The sequence below is a fragment of the Gluconacetobacter tumulicola genome, assembly GCF_014174215.1.
GTDB classification, from domain to species: Bacteria; Pseudomonadota; Alphaproteobacteria; order Acetobacterales; family Acetobacteraceae; genus Gluconacetobacter; species Gluconacetobacter tumulicola.
The window spans coordinates 26,342-43,189 of sequence record NZ_JABEQL010000005.1; the positions used below are offsets into that span (position 1 = coordinate 26,342).

Here is a 16,848-nt window from a genome sequence, read left to right on the forward strand (position 1 = left end):
CATTACTTAGGAGTCTCGAAATGGCGCTCTCTGATCTGACCGTCCGGCAGGCGAAGACCACCGGAAAACGCTACACCCTCTCCGACAACGACTGCCTGGGCCTGATGGTCTCAGCCGCAGGCGGCAAGTCATGGATATTCCGCTACTACTGGCTGGGCAAGCAGAAGCGCATGTCCTTGGGCGGCTATCCCGCCCTCAGCCTGCGCGAGGCTCGTGCCGAGCGAGACAAGGCCCAGGCCCTGCTCGCAAGGGGGATCGATCCCCAGGTCGAACGCGACCAGAAACGTCACGCAGCCAAGCTGGCGGGCGAATACACCTTCAAGACCGTCTTCGACGCCTGGGTCGAACATCGCCGCAAGGAACTCAAGGAAGGCCGTCAGAGCACGCTTTCCCAGATCCTGCGCATCTTCAACAAGGACGTGCTGCCCACTCTGGGGAAGATGTCGATCTACGACATTCGCCGCCCTCAGCTCCTGGGCGTCTTGGCGGCGATCGAGAAGCGCAAGGCGTTCACTACTGCAGAAAAGGTCCGCACCTGGTTCAACCAGATGTTCCGTTATGCCCTGGTCATCGCCGAGGGGCTGGAAGTCAACCCGGCCGCAGACCTGGACGTCGTGGCCGAACCCAAGCCTCCGGTGGCCCACAACCCCTACCTGCGCCTACCCAAACTGCCCGAGTTTCTTCAGAAGCTCCGGCTCTACAACCCCCGTGGCTGGCAGACCCAGCTTGGCGTCCGGCTACTATTCCTGACCGGGGTGCGCACCGGCGAATTGCGGTTGGCAGAACCTGAACAGTTCGACCTCGACAGGGGTTTGTGGATCATCCCGCCGCAGATCGTCAAGCAGCTCCAGGACGAAATGCGCAAGGCCGGGAAGCGGCCGCAGGACGTGCCCCCCTATATCGTGCCGCTATCCCTGCAGGCCATCGAGATCGTCCGCTACCTCTTGAGCGCAATGCGGCCGGCGCAAAAATACCTGCTGTCGCACCGTAGCGAACTCAAGAAGCGTATCAGCGAGAACACCCTCAACAAAGCTCTGCAGCTCATGGGCTATGAGGGACGGCTGACCGGCCACGGCATCCGCGGCACCATTTCGACGGCACTCAACGAGATCGGCTACCCCAAGATTTGGGTGGATGCGCAGCTTTCGCACTCGGACCCGAATACGGTGAGTTCGGCCTACAACCACGCCAAGTACGTGGAGCCGCGTCGTCGGATGATGCAGGACTGGGCTGACCGCCTCGACCTGCTCGAACAGGGCGAAGTGGAGGCCGCGAGCACGCACCTGACCATCCGTATCGACGGGGTGCCGGCGATGGCGGAATTGGAGGGAGTTGTAGATGCGTCCCCCATGATGGCCGAGCCTGCGTTCCCTGGCGTCCCGCCGGTGGTGGCCACGCCCATTGTCGTGACCCCGGACAACGGCGGGATCACCTTCCAGCGTCTGTCGCAGGTGCCGCCACCTCCTACCCATGCCCCTGAGCCGGAAGTCTCCGCAATCCAACGGGAGCGCGAGGAAATGCTGGCCATGTACGAGTCACCGAACAACCTGCCGGTCCCGCTGTTCGGCAAGCTGGCCGGAAAATCCAAGGACCAGATCAACCGCGAGCTGAAAGCCGGCAAGTTACTGTCCATCAGCCTGGGCAATCGGGGACAGCGGGTTCCCGACTGGCAACTGGTGCCGCTCAAGCACCGGCTGGCTCAGGTGCTCATGAACCAGTGCCCACACGCGGATTCGTGGGACCTGTACCGCATGCTGACCCAGCCGCACCCGGACCTGGGTGATCGCGCGGCCATTGATGCGGTCACGCCGACCAACGTGCCCGCGATCACCCGGGTCCTCATGGGCGACTACCAGCACCATGCGGATGTGTCCGAGGTCGTTGCACCGCGCCAGGTCCCTGACGATGTGCGGCAAAGCGTTCGCCGACTGGTGGATAGCGCAGTAGTTCTAGACGGAGCATAGGCTCCCAAACCTTGCAGGGGCCTTGCGGCCCCTGCACTACGCTTGGACCGCCTCCACGAGTTCGCTCAGCGTGCGCGGTGCGGGAGCGAAGAACACGGCGCCGGTGTGCGCTGTCGAGAAATCGAGCAGGCGGTCGTGCATGCCTGGCGGATCGCCGAGGAACATGCGCTCCAGCATCTTCTGCGTCACCCACAGATGCCTGGAGTAGCCGATGAAGTAGGTGCCATATTCGCCCTGGCCGGGGCGGCCGAAGGGCATGTTGTCGCGCAGGATGTCGTGCTCGGTGCCGTCGTCGTCCACGATCGTGGCGAGGGTCTTGTGCGATTTCTGACCGCTCGTCGCGTCGGGCAATTCGACATTGCTGACGATTTCCCGGCCGATGATCCGCTCTTGCTCGTCCTTGGCGAGCCGAGCCCACGGCTGCATTTGGTGCAGATACTTCTGCACCACCAAGTAGCTGCCGCCGGCGAATGCTTGATCTTCACTGCCGACCAGCGTCGAGGCGCCGATGTCGTGCCCGGTCGGGTTAGCCGTGCCATCGACAAAGCCAAGCAGGTCGCGGGAGTCGAAGTAGCGAAAACCGATCACCTCGTCGGCCACCGTTACGCTGCTGCCCAGTTGGTCCAGCAGCAGGCGCTCGAATTCAAAACAGAGGTCCTCGCGTTCGGCACGGATGTGAAAGAACAGGTCGCCGGGCGTGGCCGGCGCGGTGTGCTTGGCACCCTCGATGGGCGCGAAAGGCCGCAGTTCCTTCGGGCGCTTCCCGGTCTGGAAACGGTCCCATAGCGCCGATCCCAGCGCAGTGATGCACGATAGCCGGCCGTTGAGATCGCGGAAGCCCACCGTTTTGATCAGGTCGTCCAGCCCGTCCAAGACGCCGGCGACTGCCTGAAGGGCCTCGTGGTCCTCGGCGACCGTCAACGTGAGAAACACCGCCGCGCGCGACAGCGGCGCATCGATGCTTTGCGAGTCAATTGGTACTCGATCCCAACCACTTCCAACCATTCGTGCCTCCCAAGACCATGTTAATTCATCATATTGCCAGAGATGGAATCGCTATCACTGGCGCGCTAACAGGCGCGTGCCGCTGTAATTACCCGCGCGCAGCCTCGGCGAGAGCGGGCTATGGGTTATTCGAGCAAGCCACCCTGTCCCTGGCAACCAGCATTGCCCTGTGCTCGAACCGCTCAGAAACAGCATTGGCTTGTCCGTGGGGCCGCTGCAGGTATGTCACGATCTCGTAGGGGCCGTCTGAAAGCGGTCGCATAGTGATCCCCCACGCATGGGCACGCTCAATGCGCGATTGCGCGGAGAGCCCCACTCCGTAGCCAGCGGCCACCCAGAGCGCCATCATCTCGAACGAAGTCACATGCTGAATGCTCTGCTGGCTCAACGGAAGAAACGACAGTCGCTGATCCAGCAGTAGGCAAGCCTCCGCCGGCCAGCGAAACACCGGATAGTCCAGAAGCTCGGCAAGCGTGATCTTCGCCTGGGCAACTAAGGGGGACCCCAGCGGCACTGCAATAGCCACGTTCTCCACCCAGAGCGGTTGGCTTTTCACGGCCGGAGCACCAGCGTTCCGAAGCGACATGCCGGCGTCGTAGCGGCCTTCCTCAAGGCCCGTCAACAGATCATCGGCTGAGGTCTCAAAGAACGTGATGGTGACTTCTGGTTCCTCCGCGCGCTGTAGGGCAAGAAGCTTAGTGAGGCAAGAGGATGGCACTCCGGGCGCGATAGCAAGCCTGAAATGGGAAAACTGGCTGGTGGCGTCATGCATGAGGGCCCCCAATAAGCGATCTGTCCAGAAAGGCAAACCAGCGTTGCAGGAAAGAGTGAAGTTTAACGTCGTTATCTTTAACGTGGTTAATTGTGGCAGATTGTTTGACGCTTCTGCTAATGCAGAAATCAACAATTCAGCCAGGCCGTCCTTCTGGCACATCGACGTATGAATCCGAGTCGGCGTTAGCCTTCGGACAGGCCGTGCGCGCTGCGCGCGTCGCTCAAGGAGTCGCGCAAGACGAGTTCGCATCTCGGGCAAGCATTTCGCGTTCTCACATGGGTAAGATCGAGCGTGGTGAGCACGTGCCCACGCTTCCGCTCATACTGAAAATTTCTACGGCACTTGGAATAAGCGCGGCTGACCTGATGACGGCGACCGAACGCAATCTGCGTGCCGACACTGATCCCTGAGTGTCTAGCCTGCCAGGCTCCGTCAACCGTCCGAAGAGTCGCGAAGGCGAACGATAAATCGCTCCACCGAAGCCGATAAATTGCCGCCGTCGGGCCGAAGCAGGTAGGTGGTGATCACGGCAGAAGCCATCGCCAAGGGGCGGATCACCACATCCGGCCGTTGGGAGATGGGAATCTTGGTCGCCGTCATGAAGCCGATGCCGTAGCCGGCGCCGACCAACGTGAGCATCATGTCCAGCGAGGACACTTCCTCGACAACATTCAGCTTGTGCTCCAACGTGTTGAGCAGCCGCTTGAGTTCGCGGCAATAACCCTCGCATACCTGCGGGTCGCACAGGACAAGTGGATGGCCTTGAAGTTCTTGAAGTGGCACCTCCTTGTAGGTGAGCAATGAGTGACGAGCTGGCACCGCAATCACCAGCGGGTCGTGCCAGATTGGTTCGGCAGCGATACCGTCGCCGACATCGGCCGTGTGCGCGAACCCGATCATGAAGTCGCCCGAACGCAAGCCACGTACTTGCTCTGCCAGAGGCACTTCTGACAAGCGTATTTCGATCTCCGGCTCCTCGGCGCGGCAACGAGCCAGAAATGCCGATAGCCGTGGATCGATAGCCCCATCTGATACAGCGATGCGCAGGCTACCGCGCAAGCCCGATGCCACAGCCTTGGCATTTTCACGAGCCTGTTCCAGCACTGTGAATAGACGGCGAACATCTTGCAAGAAGACCGCGCCCGCCGCCGTTAGAACTGTTCCTCGACGGTTTCGGTCGAAGAGCACTACGCCCAACTCGTCCTCAAGTTCCTTGATGGCTCGTGATAGCGGTGGTTGTTCGATATGCAGGCGCTCAGCCGCCCGCGTGAAATGTAGCTCCTCAGCAAGAACTACGAAGCAGCGAAGATGGCGCAGCTCCATAGGCCACCCTCCCGTTCCGACTTATCCAACACTGTGCTATCTCCCTATAGAAGTGACTGCCATTCTGGCGGCGGCGAGTTCGGCCACGTCTTTGGAAACTTCTGGCTGAATGAGCCAGGGCTGGGTTGACCGTGCGATGGCCCGAGGCCGGCACAACACCAGGCGAGCCTGATCAAGTCCGAGGGGTGGTAAGGATCAGACGAAGGCTATCTCCAGCCACGCACGTCAATGGATGCCGTGCATCGTCCCCGTCTGATCCTTGGCCGATTGCGAACCAAGCGCTCGAACACGCTTGCGGTTGATCATCACCTGCGGATTGCTGAGGCTCTGCTCCTGGCCCGAGCCAAGGCAAGCACCCTGGGGCAGACGGCAAATGCCGGCGAAAATATTCGCCGGCTCTAGTTGCTGGCCGGAGGCTGGCGGGACCAGGATGCCTCTCACCAGTAAGTGTGAGGCATCCTGATGCTTAGCCCGCGCCGGATGCTTAATGCCGCACTGAACCATGCGGGTCGATGACGTACTTGTATGCAGAACCCGCGTCGAACTCTTTGTACGCGGCGGGCGCGTCTTCGAGCTTGATGAACTTGGTGTTCATCATCGGCGAAAGGTAAGGCATGCGATCGTTCAGTATCGCCCGCATTAACGCATGGTTGTAATTGGCCGTCGGAGATTGACCAGCCGACATTCGCGGCGACTTGATCCAGGCGTTGGACCATTCCAGGTCCATATGGCCTTTCTTGGCTTTCGGGTCTTTCGAGATCGGGTTTGCGCAGTACACGCCGACCGTGCTGGTCATTCCGCCGAAGCGGACATATTTGAGCATTGCGTTGGTAACAGCGCTCTCCACGATCTTGTCAGCTTCCGCGCCAAACCCGCGGCAGTCCACACCAACATAGTCGATGACGCGGTCCACCTGCCTGTGCCCGGTAATGCGTTCGAGATGGTCCTCGATCGGCACGCCGTCGGAAAGGTTGATGGTTTCCACGCCGTGTGGCTTGAGAAGGTCCAGCCGCTCTTGAATGTAATCGGCAACGATAATGGCGCCTGCACCCAGAAGTCTGGCGCAGGCGGCACCCGCTCTGCCGACAGGCCCGGCACCGAAGATCAGGATGTTTTCGCCGACGACGTAGGCCGGTGCGGCTGGCCAGTCAGGACCAGCGAACCCATGGAAAGCTGTGGGTAGTACGTCAGAGAGAAGGGTCAGGTCGCGGATTTTTTCCATAGCGGCATCCTTGTCAGGGAAGCGCAGGAGATTGAAATCCGCATAAGGTACGAAGAGATAATCACCTTGGCCCCCCGTCCAGCCGCCGAGGTTGAACCCGTAGGCTCCGCAGTCGATTTCCGGGTTGGTGTTCTCGCATACATCAGACCGCATATGCTTGCAGTTGTAGCAACGCCCACAACCCACATTGAAGGGAACGGAAACGATGTCGCCCTTCTTCACGACTTCGACGTCTGATCCCACTTCGATCACTTCGCCGGTCATTTCATGGCCCATGGTCATTCCCTTGGGAACAGCAAACGAACCGCGATAAATATGAAGGTCGCTGCCACAGATATTCGTGGTAACTATTTTGAGGATGGCGCCGTGGGGTGCGCTTTTCCCTTGAGGGGTTATCAGCTCTGGAAATTTGAAGGTGTTGACCTTCATTTCCAAGGGCTTCTCGAAAGTCACGATTCGGTTGCCGGTCGGAGTCATTTCGTCACCTCTGTGCGTTAATGTTTCCATCTTCTAAATCGAAGTGGGAAACGAGACTTACCGCTGTCAAGAAGAACGATGGTGGTACTGCCTAGCCGTTGGCCGCGTCTCCTTCTGCGGTCTTGACAGCATCGGATCAAGCTCAGAAGTGGTCAAACTGGAATAATCTATGTGCAGATAGGCACGATCTATCTACGCTGGCTCGTCGAGCCGTGTTCGTCTCTTCGCTGGGAGAGGACAACGATCATCAGTACATCGCGCCTCGTAGCTTGATCCAGGAACAGTCAGCTCGACCCAGCGAGACATGTGGAGGCCGCATACCGCAGGTCCTCCTGTTCCCCGTGTTGTCCCTGGCCCCTTGTGGCCTTCGATGGGTTGCTCAGCACGTGGCGCCTGTTAGCGGCGCACACGGCATGCCTGCAATCTTCGCTTGGTTGAAGCAATACAGAGTTGCTCTTCAAGACTCGCTATTTCAGGGGGCTTTGGGATGAGTCTGCTTTGGGCTGGAACCGACGATGGATGGATATAACGGATTGAAGAGTGGCGGCCAGTTCGGGAGTGTGCACCATTTCGAGCAATGTGCGCGATGACGGTGCCTCGAACGCATTTTTTCCAGCAACGAATCCGACATTTGAGTGTGACATTGGTCCATTGATCGCAATTGCGTGGAGATTTGGAATGTGCGCGAGTCGGCCGGCCAGAGATTGCGGAAGAACTGCCGAGTATTTCCCTGTCGCTATATGTGCTGATAGCACGTCAATTGAATCAGTGCGAATAGTCTGCGCGGTGCACTGCGTCAGCCTATCTTGAATCGGCTCAGGTACTGCCGAGTTCAGCAGGCAGAGTTGTTTATTAAGAACATGCTCCCATGTTGTGCTTCGGGGTTGCTGTGTTCTAGCGGCGTGAAAAAGGAAAATGCGTTCACGGTACAGAAGGTGAGTGTCGAAGTCTTCCCCTGGGATATCCTCCAAATGCATGAGTGCCATATCCAAATTGTTTTCTCGAATCGCCTGCAGCAGAGAGGAAGCGCCGGAGACTAGAACTGATTGTTGAAGTAAAGGTGTTTTTTCAGCAAGGGCGATGCTTAATGTGGGCGCTACACCGGCAGTTCCTGGGAGTATCCCTAGACGGAATTGCCCCTCTATACCTCGCCGTAGTGCGGAGAGTTCTCGCTCCAGCCCTTTGCAGTCGTCATACATCTGCTGGGCCCAGGACAGTACGCGCATCCCTTCAGAAGTGAGCCCGTCATAGCGTCGGCCATGACGCACGATCTCGACACCCATGTCTTCCTCCAGTTGCTTGATGCCTGCGGAGAGTGTCGGCTGAGAAACATTGCAGCTTTTGGCCGCGTTGCCAAAATGGCCTTCGCGGTGCAAGGCAAGCAAGTATTCAAAGTTCCTTACGATCATAAATTTTCTTCTGATAAAGTTGATGACATTTTATACTTTTGCGAAAAATCCGCTGCACGCTTCGACCCGCGTCCGATCCTGGTCACGTGGCTGGCACGCATGAGAAGCTGTTGCGCGCAGTGCCCATGCAATAGGCCCGATTCGTCATTGACGGTCAACACCACCACGCACGGGACAGCCAACAGCGCGAATACAGGTGGTTCGCGCTGTAGGGCGATCATCCTCGCTGTAGCTTAGCAGTTGGCGCGTTCTGGAAGGAACGAACGGGAGTAGTGAGGCCCGCAGCCGCAAAAGGCGATGCTAAGCTCTTGAGCTGTTCGGCTCATGGCCGCGAGTGGTTGAAGCGGCGAGAGAATGGAGCTTGCCGGGCCCGCTGTGGAGTAGCCAGTACACCATGGCCCCAGCGTTTCCTTGGCTGCGATTGGTGGGCGTACCTGGCGGTGTCTCAATAGCAGCCATTTATGGATAAAGGAACAAGGGGAATAAGGTAGATGAAAATATTCACGATTGGATTCACCAAGACCTCCGCACGATCCTTCTTCACCAAGTTAAGCGCTTCTGGTGCCGAGCGCCTTGTCGATGTACGCCTGAATAATGTTTCGCAATTGGCGGGTTTCGCAAAACGCGAGGATCTTCGGTATTTCTCCGAGGCATTGTGTGGGATGGAATATGAGCATCTGACAGCACTTGCTCCAACCAAAGAAATGTTCGATGAATATAAAATAAAAGGTGGGGATTGGGATATCTACGCCAGTAAATTTCTGGATTTAATGTCGTCCCGAAAGATCGAGTCAATCGATAAAGAGAAGATTGATAACAGTTGCCTGCTTTGTAGCGAAGACAAGCCCCATCACTGCCATCGGAGGCTAGTGGCCGAGTACCTCGCAGGCAAATGGCCGAATGTCGAGATCGTGCATCTTTAGAGGGGCGACGTAGCTCCGCGCCTCCAGCACCTCGTCTTGAGCGCTGAGAGCGACAAAGGCACGTATCGACGGGAGCCAGCGCTACACATTTGGCCTACAGGGCAAGCTCACCTGCCACGGCTCGATGTCGGTGCTCAACAAGGCAAGTGCTTCAGGTGCATTGGCAGACGGGCCGCTGGCTGGCGTCGTGGTGCTTGGCGGATATGTACCGGGAAGCCCGCCCGTGTGTTGGGCTATCATGTTGGCGACGCCTACGCCCAGGTGGGGCGCGGCAGGATCGCAGTCATTTACACCCCAGTTTGGTACTGCTATAGGTCTTCTGAAATAGCCGATACATCAGGACAAATTGAAGTAGCTCAATTAGGAGATATCTAATGTCAACCGGTATGTTTATTCTGCACTCCAACTATACGCCGGCGGGGGACCAGCCAGAGGCGATAGCGCGCCTGCTGTCGGACATAGAAGAAGGTGCGACGCACCAGACGCTGAAAGGTATCACCGGCTCAGGTAAGACCTTCACCATGGCCAATGTGATTCATCGTCTGAAGCGGCCTACGTTGATCTTGGCTCCTAACAAGACGTTGACCGCGCAGCTTTATGGTGAAATGAAGCACTTCTTTCCCGAGAACGCGGTCGAGTACTTCGTTTCCTACTACGATTATTTTCAGCCCGAGATCTATATGCCGGGCACCGATCGGTTCATTCCAAAGGACTCGGCCATCAATGACCACCTTGAGCGCCTGCGCCTGTCCACGACCAAATCCTTGATTGAGCGCCGCGATGTGATCGTCGTCGCTTCGGTGTCCTCAATCTACGGCCTGGGTGATCCAGATGCGTACCGAGCGCTACAGATCGCTCTGTCCCCTGGGGTCAAACTAAACCAGAGAGAGCTAATTCGTCGCTTGGCTCTGCTGCAATATGATCGCACTGAGCGCACCCTCAAGCGTGCAACATTCCGCGTCCAAGGCGATGTGATTGATATTTTCCCCGCTGATTCCGAGTACAGGGCGGTTCGGGTGGAGCTGCTGGATGACACTGTTGCGTCTGTCCAATGGATGGACCCTGTTACCGGCAAGACGTTGGGAGAGATAGACCATTATTTGGTTTCGCCAAAAACGCTTTTCGCACCGCCCACGAATAAAATAGATTCCGCATCCAAAAAAATACTCGCTGATATGGAAGAGCGGGTTGCCGAGCTGAACAGAAATAATCGCTTGGTCGAGGCAAACAGGCTGTACGAGCGGATTACGCATGACGTGGAGATGATGCGCGAGGTCGGCTATTGCTCGGGGATGGAGAATTATTCCTGCTACTTCAGCGACCGAGATGCAGCTTCTCCTCCGATCACGTTGCTGGATTATTTGCCGAAAGACGGGCTGCTGTTCGTCGATGAATCTCATGTCATGGTGCCACAGATATCCGCAATGTACCGGGGGGATCAGGCGCGCAAGGACACGCTGATCGATTACGGGTTCCGTTTGCCTTCATCGAAGAACAACCGACCATTGAACTTTGACGAGTTCGAGAAGGTCAAGCCGCAGACCGTCTTTGTTTCCGCTACTCCGGGCGACTACGAGCTGAGGGTGTCGAAAGGCAGGGTTGTCGAACAGGTTATCAGGCCAACGGGACTGCTTGACCCCAAGGTTGAAGTGCGGAAAGCGGACGGATACATAGATGACCTGCTTGCCGAAATATCGAAGTGCGTGAAGAGAAAGAATCGAGTGCTTGTGACTACGCTGACGAAGGTCAGTGCAGAAGAGCTAACGGATTTCTTGACGGACAACGGGATTCGAGCGCGCTACATGCATTCGGACATTAAAGCGGAGGATCGTGTTGAGATCATCAATGGCCTGCGTGCAGGAGAGTTCGATGTTTTGATTGGGATTAGCCTTTTGCGGGAAGGGCTGGATATTCCAGAGGCATCATTGGTTGCCATTCTCGATGCAGACCGTGCAGGGTTCTTGCGTTCGGCCCATGCGCTCATTCAGATGATCGGTCGAGTCGCTCGGAATGAAAACGGCAAGGCGATCTTGTACGCCGACGCGGTGACGCCGGCGATGAAACAGGCGATCGATGAGACCAATAGGCGCAGGCAGCTTCAAATTGCCTTTAACGAGGAAAATGGGATTTCTCCGGCCTCGTCTGTGCGAAAACTAGCAGGAGAAGAGACGAGTACGGAGGAACCTACCGTTCATTCCGAGGCTTTCTGCGAGAACTTGTCCGACCTTTGCGATCAGATCACTGCCAAGGAACAGCAGCTACTCGAATTTACCGATACCGGTGACGAGCAGCGCGTCGAAGACATTCGTCGTCAGTTGGATGGGTTGTACCGGCAATTCATTTACATCTAATCGTTCGCCAGCATTGGATTGCATGGCCGGCCGATCTGCATCTGGCGCAAGCGGGCAGACGGTCGGCTCATCATTCAACCGGTGGGGGCGCCGAGGCTCAGTGCCCCGCTTTCCAAGGCGTGTGCCCTACAGCGTCTTGCGACGTGTCAGCGCAAAGCTGGCAACGATCCAACGGCGACCAGCATTTCATCAAATACCGCTCGAACCCTTCCCGGAATGGGGCCACGCTGAGGCCGATAGACGTACAGCCCCCATGCCGGAGGTTCTTCGTTCTCCAGCACTCGCACGAGCTTCCCGCTGGCAATGTAGGGGGCGGCCATGTAGTCCGCCAGTTGCGCGAACGCGATGCCGGCCAGCGCCGCTCCCATTTCCATGTCGGCATTGTCGGCGACGAGAGTGGGTGCGGTAGGTGTCCACTGGCGTCCCGCCTTGAAGTGCCAAGGCCAGGGACGGCCGGTATTGATATCCAAGGCCACGGTAACTGGCAGGCTGCTTAGCGCATCGATGTTTTCAGGTACGCCCACTTTCTTGATCAGGCGCGGGGCGGCAACGATGGGGAGCCTCATGTCGGCCGCCTTGCGTGCGACGAAGCGGCTATCGCGCATGAATCCGACCCTGATCCCGACGTCAATCCCTTCGTCAACCGTATTGCTGATGCGATCGGACAGGCGCACATCCAGCGTGATGCCGGGATGACGCGCGGCCACGCGCTCCAGTGCCGGCAGCACCGCTCTGGTGCCCAAGCTGTGCGGTGCGGTGATGCGAACCGTACCGGACAGGGATGCCTGCTGGTCGGAGCCAGGCGTTCGCCACAGATCCTCGAACCGCTCCAATGCCGGGCGCACCTGGTCCAACAGCCCTTCGCCGAAGGCGGTGATGCGCACCTGGCGCGTGCTTCGATGAAACAACACCTCGCCGTAGTGTTGCTCCAGTTGCTGGACGGCGCGGGTGACGCCTTGCGGGGAAGTTCCCAGCCGGACGGCCGCATCGCGGAAGCTGCTGCTTTCGGCCGCCACCCGAAAGATGCGCAGCAGTTCCATTTCCTTGTTCATGACGCACGCCTCATGGCCGGTTTCGCTGCTCGTTAATTGTTCCAGATTGTGGAATTATAAAATCGCAACAATTCCATATACAAGGGAGGCGCGGTTGCCCAGACTGGCAACACCCCGGAATGCTCCGCTCCGAACAACACAACAAGGAACGCGAATGAACGCTGCGACTCTCATCACTGCCTACTACGACGCCTTCAACCGCGGTGACCGCGAGGCCATGCTGTCCATGTTGACCGATGACGTCGCGCACGACTTGAACCAGGGCGCTCGTGAGGTCGGTCGCGAAGCCTTCCGCGCCTTCCTGCAGCGCATGGACCGCTGCTATGGCGAGCAACTGCGCGGGATCGTGGTGATGGTCAGCGCCGACGGCCTGCGCGCAGGCGCGGAGTACGTGGTGCATGGCGAATACAAGGTGACGGACGACGGGCTGCCGGAAGCTCAGGGCCAGCGCTACGTGCTGCCGGGCGGCGCGTTCTTCGAGATCCGCGATGGCAAGATCGCTCGTGTCACCAACTACTACAACCTCGGCGACTGGATCGCACAGGTCGGAGGGGACGCCTGAAATGACCAGCAACGTGCAGGTGCTGGTTCGTCGTGGGCCGGACATTGCCGAATGGTTCGACACCGTGGCACATCTGCGGGCGAAGGTCTTCCGCAGCTTTCCATACCTGTACGAGGGCGACATCGAATACGAGAAGCACTACCTTTCCATGTACGCCCGTTCGGCAGACAGCCTGCTGGTGCTCGCGCTCGCTGATGACGTGGTCGTCGGTGCGTCCACGGGGTTGCCGCTCGGCGATGCGGAGCCGGCCTTCCAGGTGCCGTTCGCCGATCGAGGAATCCCGATGGAGGCAGTGTTTTACTGCGGCGAATCAGTGCTGCTCCCGGCCTTTCGGGGTCTTGGCCTGGGTCACCGCTTCTTTGACGAACGCGAAGCGCATGCCCGTTCGTTGGGCGGCATGCAGTGGACATCATTCGCGTCGGTGGATCGAGCAGACGACGATCCCCGGCGTCCTTCCAACTACCGCAGTAATGATCCTTTCTGGACCCGTCGTGGCTACGTGCGGCAGCCGGACATGAAGGTTGCGCTGCCCTGGAAGCAGGTGGGCGAACCGAGCGAAACCGAGCAGATGCTCACGATGTGGCTGCACGCCCTGGAGAACGCGAAATGAAAGTGGCAGTGGCGAAATACGCGGTGGGGCAGCCCACGGGCTTCGAGGCATTCGCAGCGCGGCAGCGGCGGGTTCTGGAGGAGGCGTGCCGTGCCGGAGCGGAATTGGCCGTGTTGCCCGAATATCTGTCCCTCGAACTGGCTGCGATGTTCGGGCCTGGCATCCGGCAGGATTTCAACGCCTCGCTGGCCGCGCTGCAGGCCTTGCAGCCTGCGTGGCTGGCACTGTACGCCGACCTGTCGCGCGAGCTGCGCATGACCATTCAGGCCGGTACGTTCTTGACCCGGGTTGGACCTGATCGCTATCGCAACCGGGCGTGGTGGTTTGCGCCGGACGGCACGCGTGACTACCAGGACAAATTGCAGTTGACGGGGTTCGAGAAAGACACCGGCGTCATCGAGGGTGGCGACGAACTGAAGGTGTTCGACCTGAATGGCGTGCGTGCCGGCATCGCTGTCTGCTACGACAGCGAGTTTCCATTGCCCGTGCGAGCCCAGCGAGAGGCGGGAGTGCGCCTGCTGCTGGTCCCGAGCTGTACCGACACCCAAGCCGGTGCAACCCGGGTCCGTGTGGGCTGCATGGCGCGGGCACTGGAGAACCGAATGTTCATCGCGCAGGCCGTGACGACCGGAGCCGCCGACTGGAGTCCGGCGCTGGACACGAACACTGGCGAGGCAACGATCTACGCACCCATGGATCGCGGATTCCCTGAGGACGGCATTCTCGCGACGACGTGCGGCACGCAGGCATGGGCAATCGCAGATCTTGACGTCGATGCGCTCGAACGAAACCAGGAACAGGCCCAGGTTGCCGTCGATCGTGACTGGGACGGCCAGATGTTGCCTGCACTGCGGAAGGCTCGGTACTCGGGTCGTCAGGTCGCCTAGCCGGTCTCATCTTGATAGCTTCAGCTCGATGAGTCGGTTTAGATAGGCCATGTCTATCTGAGCATAGATTTTTCCAGTTTGACCAGTTTTGAACTTGCCCCGATGCTGTCGGTACATGCAAGAAATATTCATTGATTTGAATATTTTGCGCTCCTTGGGAACAAACCTGTACTAGCCTGTAAGAGTGCTCGAAGAGCACAGAATTTGTGGCGAAGTTCGGCCGCATATACTATGGGGGAGTATTGTATAATGCGGCGGTGTACCCAAGTTGAGAGGTGTTCGATGCCACATAGCCCGGAAGAAAAGAAGCAAGCCCTGACGCGCATCCGGCGCATCAAAGGTCAGGTCGCGACTCTTGAGCAAGCGCTCGATGCAGGTGCGGAATGCCCTGCAATTCTTCAGCAGCTTGCGGCCGTTCGTGGGGCAGTCAACGGATTGATGGCGACCGTTCTGGAGAGCTATCTGCGGGAAGAGTTTCCCAGTAGCGAAATCAGGAGCGATTCGCAGAACAAGTCCATTGACGAGACCATCTCTATCGTCCGCTCCTATCTGCGGTAGAGGCACCAGGGTGCCCTCGATGAGGGCAAATTTAGTTAGCTAGTAAAGGAAGCGACATCATGAAATCACGTGCAGCAGTTGCCTTCGGGCCAGGAAAGCCGCTGGAAATCGTCGAGATCGACGTCGAGCCGCCGCGCAAGGGCGAGGTGCTCATCAAGATCACGAACACCGGCGTTTGCCATACCGACGCCTTCACTCTGTCGGGCGACGACCCCGAAGGTCTCTTCCCGGTCGTGCTGGGGCATGAAGGTGCGGGCATCGTCGTGGAGGTGGGTGAAGGTGTGACCAGCGTGAAGCCTGGCGATCACGTCATTCCGCTCTATACCGCCGAGTGCGGCGAGTGCCTGTTCTGCAAGTCCGGCAAGACCAACCTGTGTGTCGCGGTTCGCGCAACCCAGGGTAAGGGGCTGATGCCCGATGGTACGACTCGCTTCTCGTACAACGGTCAGCCGCTTTACCACTACATGGGCTGCTCGACCTTCAGCGAATACACGGTCGTCGCCGAAGTCTCGCTGGCCAAGATCAATCCGGACGCCAATCCCGAACACGTCTGCCTGCTGGGCTGCGGCGTGACCACCGGCATCGGCGCCGTGCACAACACGGCCAAGGTACAGCCCGGCGATTCGGTGGCCATCTTCGGCCTCGGCGGCATCGGTCTCGCTGCGATTCAGGGTGCGCGCCAGGCCAAAGCGGGCCGCATCATCGCCATCGATACCAATCCGGCGAAGTTCGAGCTGGCTCGTACCTTCGGCGCGACCGAATGCCTCAACCCGAAGGACTTCGACAAGCCGATTCACGAGGTTCTGATCGAGATGACCGGCTGGGGTGTCGATCACACCTTCGAGTGCATCGGCAACGTCAACGTCATGCGTTCGGCTCTGGAAGCTGCCCACCGTGGCTGGGGCCAGTCGATCGTCATCGGTGTCGCCGGTGCCGGCAAGGAAATCTCGACCCGTCCGTTCCAGTTGGTCACCGGCCGGACTTGGAAGGGCTCTGCTTTCGGCGGGGTCAAGGGGCGTACCCAACTTCCGGGCATGGTGGAAGACGCAATGAAAGGCGAGATCGATCTCGCCCCGTTCGTCACCCACACCATGGGTCTCGACGAGATCAACCACGCCTTCGACCTGATGCATGAAGGCAAGTCGATTCGCACGGTGATCCACTACTGATCACCCACTATCCATTCAACACCAACTATCAAGGAAACTAACCATGTCCACTCCTGTCATTTCCGGCGACGGCATCTTCTCGCACGTCTTCATCGGCGCCGCCGACGTCCAGAAGTCGGCCGCGTTCTACGACGCCGCTCTGGGTGCTCTCGGCATCAAGAACCTCGGTCCTTTCGGCAACGGATGGGTGCTTTTCGGTCGCGAAAAGCCGGCTTTCATCATTGCCCGTCCGGGCAATGGTGAAGCGCCTTCGAGCAACGGCGTGACGGTCGGCTTTGCGGCCGCCACTCCCGCCGAAGTGGATGCCTTCCACGCCGCCGGCCTTGCCGCAGGCGGCACCGACGAGGGCCAGCCTGGCCCGCGTGGCCACCTGCCGGGTGCCTATGCGGCCTACCTGCGTGATCCGGCGGGCAACAAGGTTTGCTCGTACACCTTCGTCTGAAAGCTAGGAAGCTGAGGGCGTTCTGAAAGGGCCAGCACAAGCCTCTACACGGCGAGCCTATTAGACGGACCGTGTAGAGCGGTGCCTGCTCATGAAGATCGGCCCGCAGCCATGTGCGA

Annotated in this window: 16 protein-coding genes; 10 read left to right on the forward strand and 6 right to left on the reverse strand. The window is 58.8% G+C overall.

Translation table 11 applies throughout. The features are described 5' to 3' along the window. Positions 1-20: 20 nt before the first annotated feature. A complete protein-coding gene (locus tag HLH29_RS04975; protein WP_057380840.1) occupies positions 21-1,964 on the forward strand; it encodes a tyrosine-type recombinase/integrase in 1,944 nt (647 codons plus the stop codon). 36 nt (positions 1,965-2,000) lie between these two features. On the opposite strand, the gene HLH29_RS04980 is transcribed toward HLH29_RS04975, so the two are convergent. Both HLH29_RS04980 and HLH29_RS04985 read right to left on the reverse strand, forming a co-directional pair. Next, a complete protein-coding gene (locus HLH29_RS04980; protein WP_057380841.1) occupies positions 2,001-2,969 on the reverse strand; it encodes a Dyp-type peroxidase in 969 nt (322 codons plus the stop codon). A gap of 118 nt (positions 2,970-3,087) precedes the next feature. Beyond that, entirely contained in the window at positions 3,088-3,903 is an 816-nt protein-coding gene (locus HLH29_RS04985) for a substrate-binding domain-containing protein (RefSeq protein WP_456305427.1), read from the reverse strand. Here HLH29_RS04985 and HLH29_RS04990 point away from each other — a divergent pair. Continuing rightward, positions 3,861-4,154, forward strand: a complete 294-nt coding sequence (locus HLH29_RS04990) for a helix-turn-helix domain-containing protein (protein WP_009459591.1) — start codon at positions 3,861-3,863, stop codon at positions 4,152-4,154. The genes HLH29_RS04985 and HLH29_RS04990 overlap by 43 nt on opposite strands. 22 nt (positions 4,155-4,176) lie before the next feature. On the opposite strand, the gene HLH29_RS04995 is transcribed toward HLH29_RS04990, so the two are convergent. The 3 genes from HLH29_RS04995 to HLH29_RS05005 all read right to left on the reverse strand — a co-directional run bounded on the left by HLH29_RS04995 (position 4,177) and on the right by HLH29_RS05005 (position 8,175). Next, positions 4,177-5,067, reverse strand: a complete 891-nt coding sequence (locus HLH29_RS04995) for a LysR family transcriptional regulator (RefSeq protein ID WP_057380842.1) — start codon at positions 5,065-5,067, stop codon at positions 4,177-4,179. 484 nt (positions 5,068-5,551) lie between these two features. Further along, entirely contained in the window at positions 5,552-6,766 is a 1,215-nt protein-coding gene (locus HLH29_RS05000) for a glutathione-independent formaldehyde dehydrogenase (RefSeq protein ID WP_057380843.1), read from the reverse strand. Between the two features lie 467 nt (positions 6,767-7,233). Next, on the reverse strand, positions 7,234-8,175 hold the full coding sequence (locus HLH29_RS05005) for a LysR family transcriptional regulator (protein WP_182964917.1): 942 nt from the start codon (positions 8,173-8,175) through the stop codon (positions 7,234-7,236). A 491-nt stretch (positions 8,176-8,666) separates the two neighbouring features. Here HLH29_RS05005 and HLH29_RS05010 point away from each other — a divergent pair, with 491 nt between their 5' ends. Together HLH29_RS05010 and uvrB are read left to right on the forward strand one after the other, a co-directional pair. Further along, positions 8,667-9,098, forward strand: coding sequence for a DUF488 domain-containing protein (locus HLH29_RS05010; RefSeq protein WP_057380481.1), 432 nt, complete (start codon positions 8,667-8,669; stop codon positions 9,096-9,098). A gap of 374 nt (positions 9,099-9,472) precedes the next feature. After that, complete coding sequence (uvrB, locus tag HLH29_RS05015; RefSeq protein WP_057380482.1) at positions 9,473-11,449, forward strand: excinuclease ABC subunit UvrB; 1,977 nt, start codon at positions 9,473-9,475, stop codon at positions 11,447-11,449. A 146-nt stretch (positions 11,450-11,595) separates the two neighbouring features. On the opposite strand, the gene HLH29_RS05020 is transcribed toward uvrB, so the two are convergent. Beyond that, positions 11,596-12,501, reverse strand: a complete 906-nt coding sequence (locus HLH29_RS05020; RefSeq protein WP_023657201.1) for a LysR family transcriptional regulator — start codon at positions 12,499-12,501, stop codon at positions 11,596-11,598. A gap of 154 nt (positions 12,502-12,655) precedes the next feature. Here HLH29_RS05020 and HLH29_RS05025 point away from each other — a divergent pair, with 154 nt between their 5' ends. The 6 genes from HLH29_RS05025 (at position 12,656) to HLH29_RS05050 (ending at position 16,729) form a co-directional block, all read left to right on the forward strand. Beyond that, a complete protein-coding gene (locus HLH29_RS05025) occupies positions 12,656-13,063 on the forward strand; it encodes a ketosteroid isomerase-related protein (RefSeq protein ID WP_017514126.1) in 408 nt (135 codons plus the stop codon). A 1-nt stretch (position 13,064) separates the two neighbouring features. Next, positions 13,065-13,673, forward strand: a complete 609-nt coding sequence (locus HLH29_RS05030; RefSeq protein WP_057380483.1) for a GNAT family acetyltransferase — start codon at positions 13,065-13,067, stop codon at positions 13,671-13,673. Further along, a complete protein-coding gene (locus HLH29_RS05035) occupies positions 13,670-14,560 on the forward strand; it encodes a carbon-nitrogen hydrolase family protein (RefSeq protein ID WP_057380484.1) in 891 nt (296 codons plus the stop codon). Before HLH29_RS05030 ends, HLH29_RS05035 begins: the two co-directional genes overlap by 4 nt. 282 nt (positions 14,561-14,842) lie before the next feature. Beyond that, a complete protein-coding gene (gene frmR / locus HLH29_RS05040; RefSeq protein WP_007182548.1) occupies positions 14,843-15,118 on the forward strand; it encodes a formaldehyde-responsive transcriptional repressor FrmR in 276 nt (91 codons plus the stop codon). 59 nt (positions 15,119-15,177) lie between these two features. After that, positions 15,178-16,287, forward strand: coding sequence for an S-(hydroxymethyl)glutathione dehydrogenase/class III alcohol dehydrogenase (locus tag HLH29_RS05045; RefSeq protein ID WP_011871467.1), 1,110 nt, complete (start codon positions 15,178-15,180; stop codon positions 16,285-16,287). 43 nt (positions 16,288-16,330) lie between these two features. Next, positions 16,331-16,729, forward strand: a complete 399-nt coding sequence (locus HLH29_RS05050) for a VOC family protein (protein WP_009459624.1) — start codon at positions 16,331-16,333, stop codon at positions 16,727-16,729. Positions 16,730-16,848: the final 119 nt, after the last annotated feature.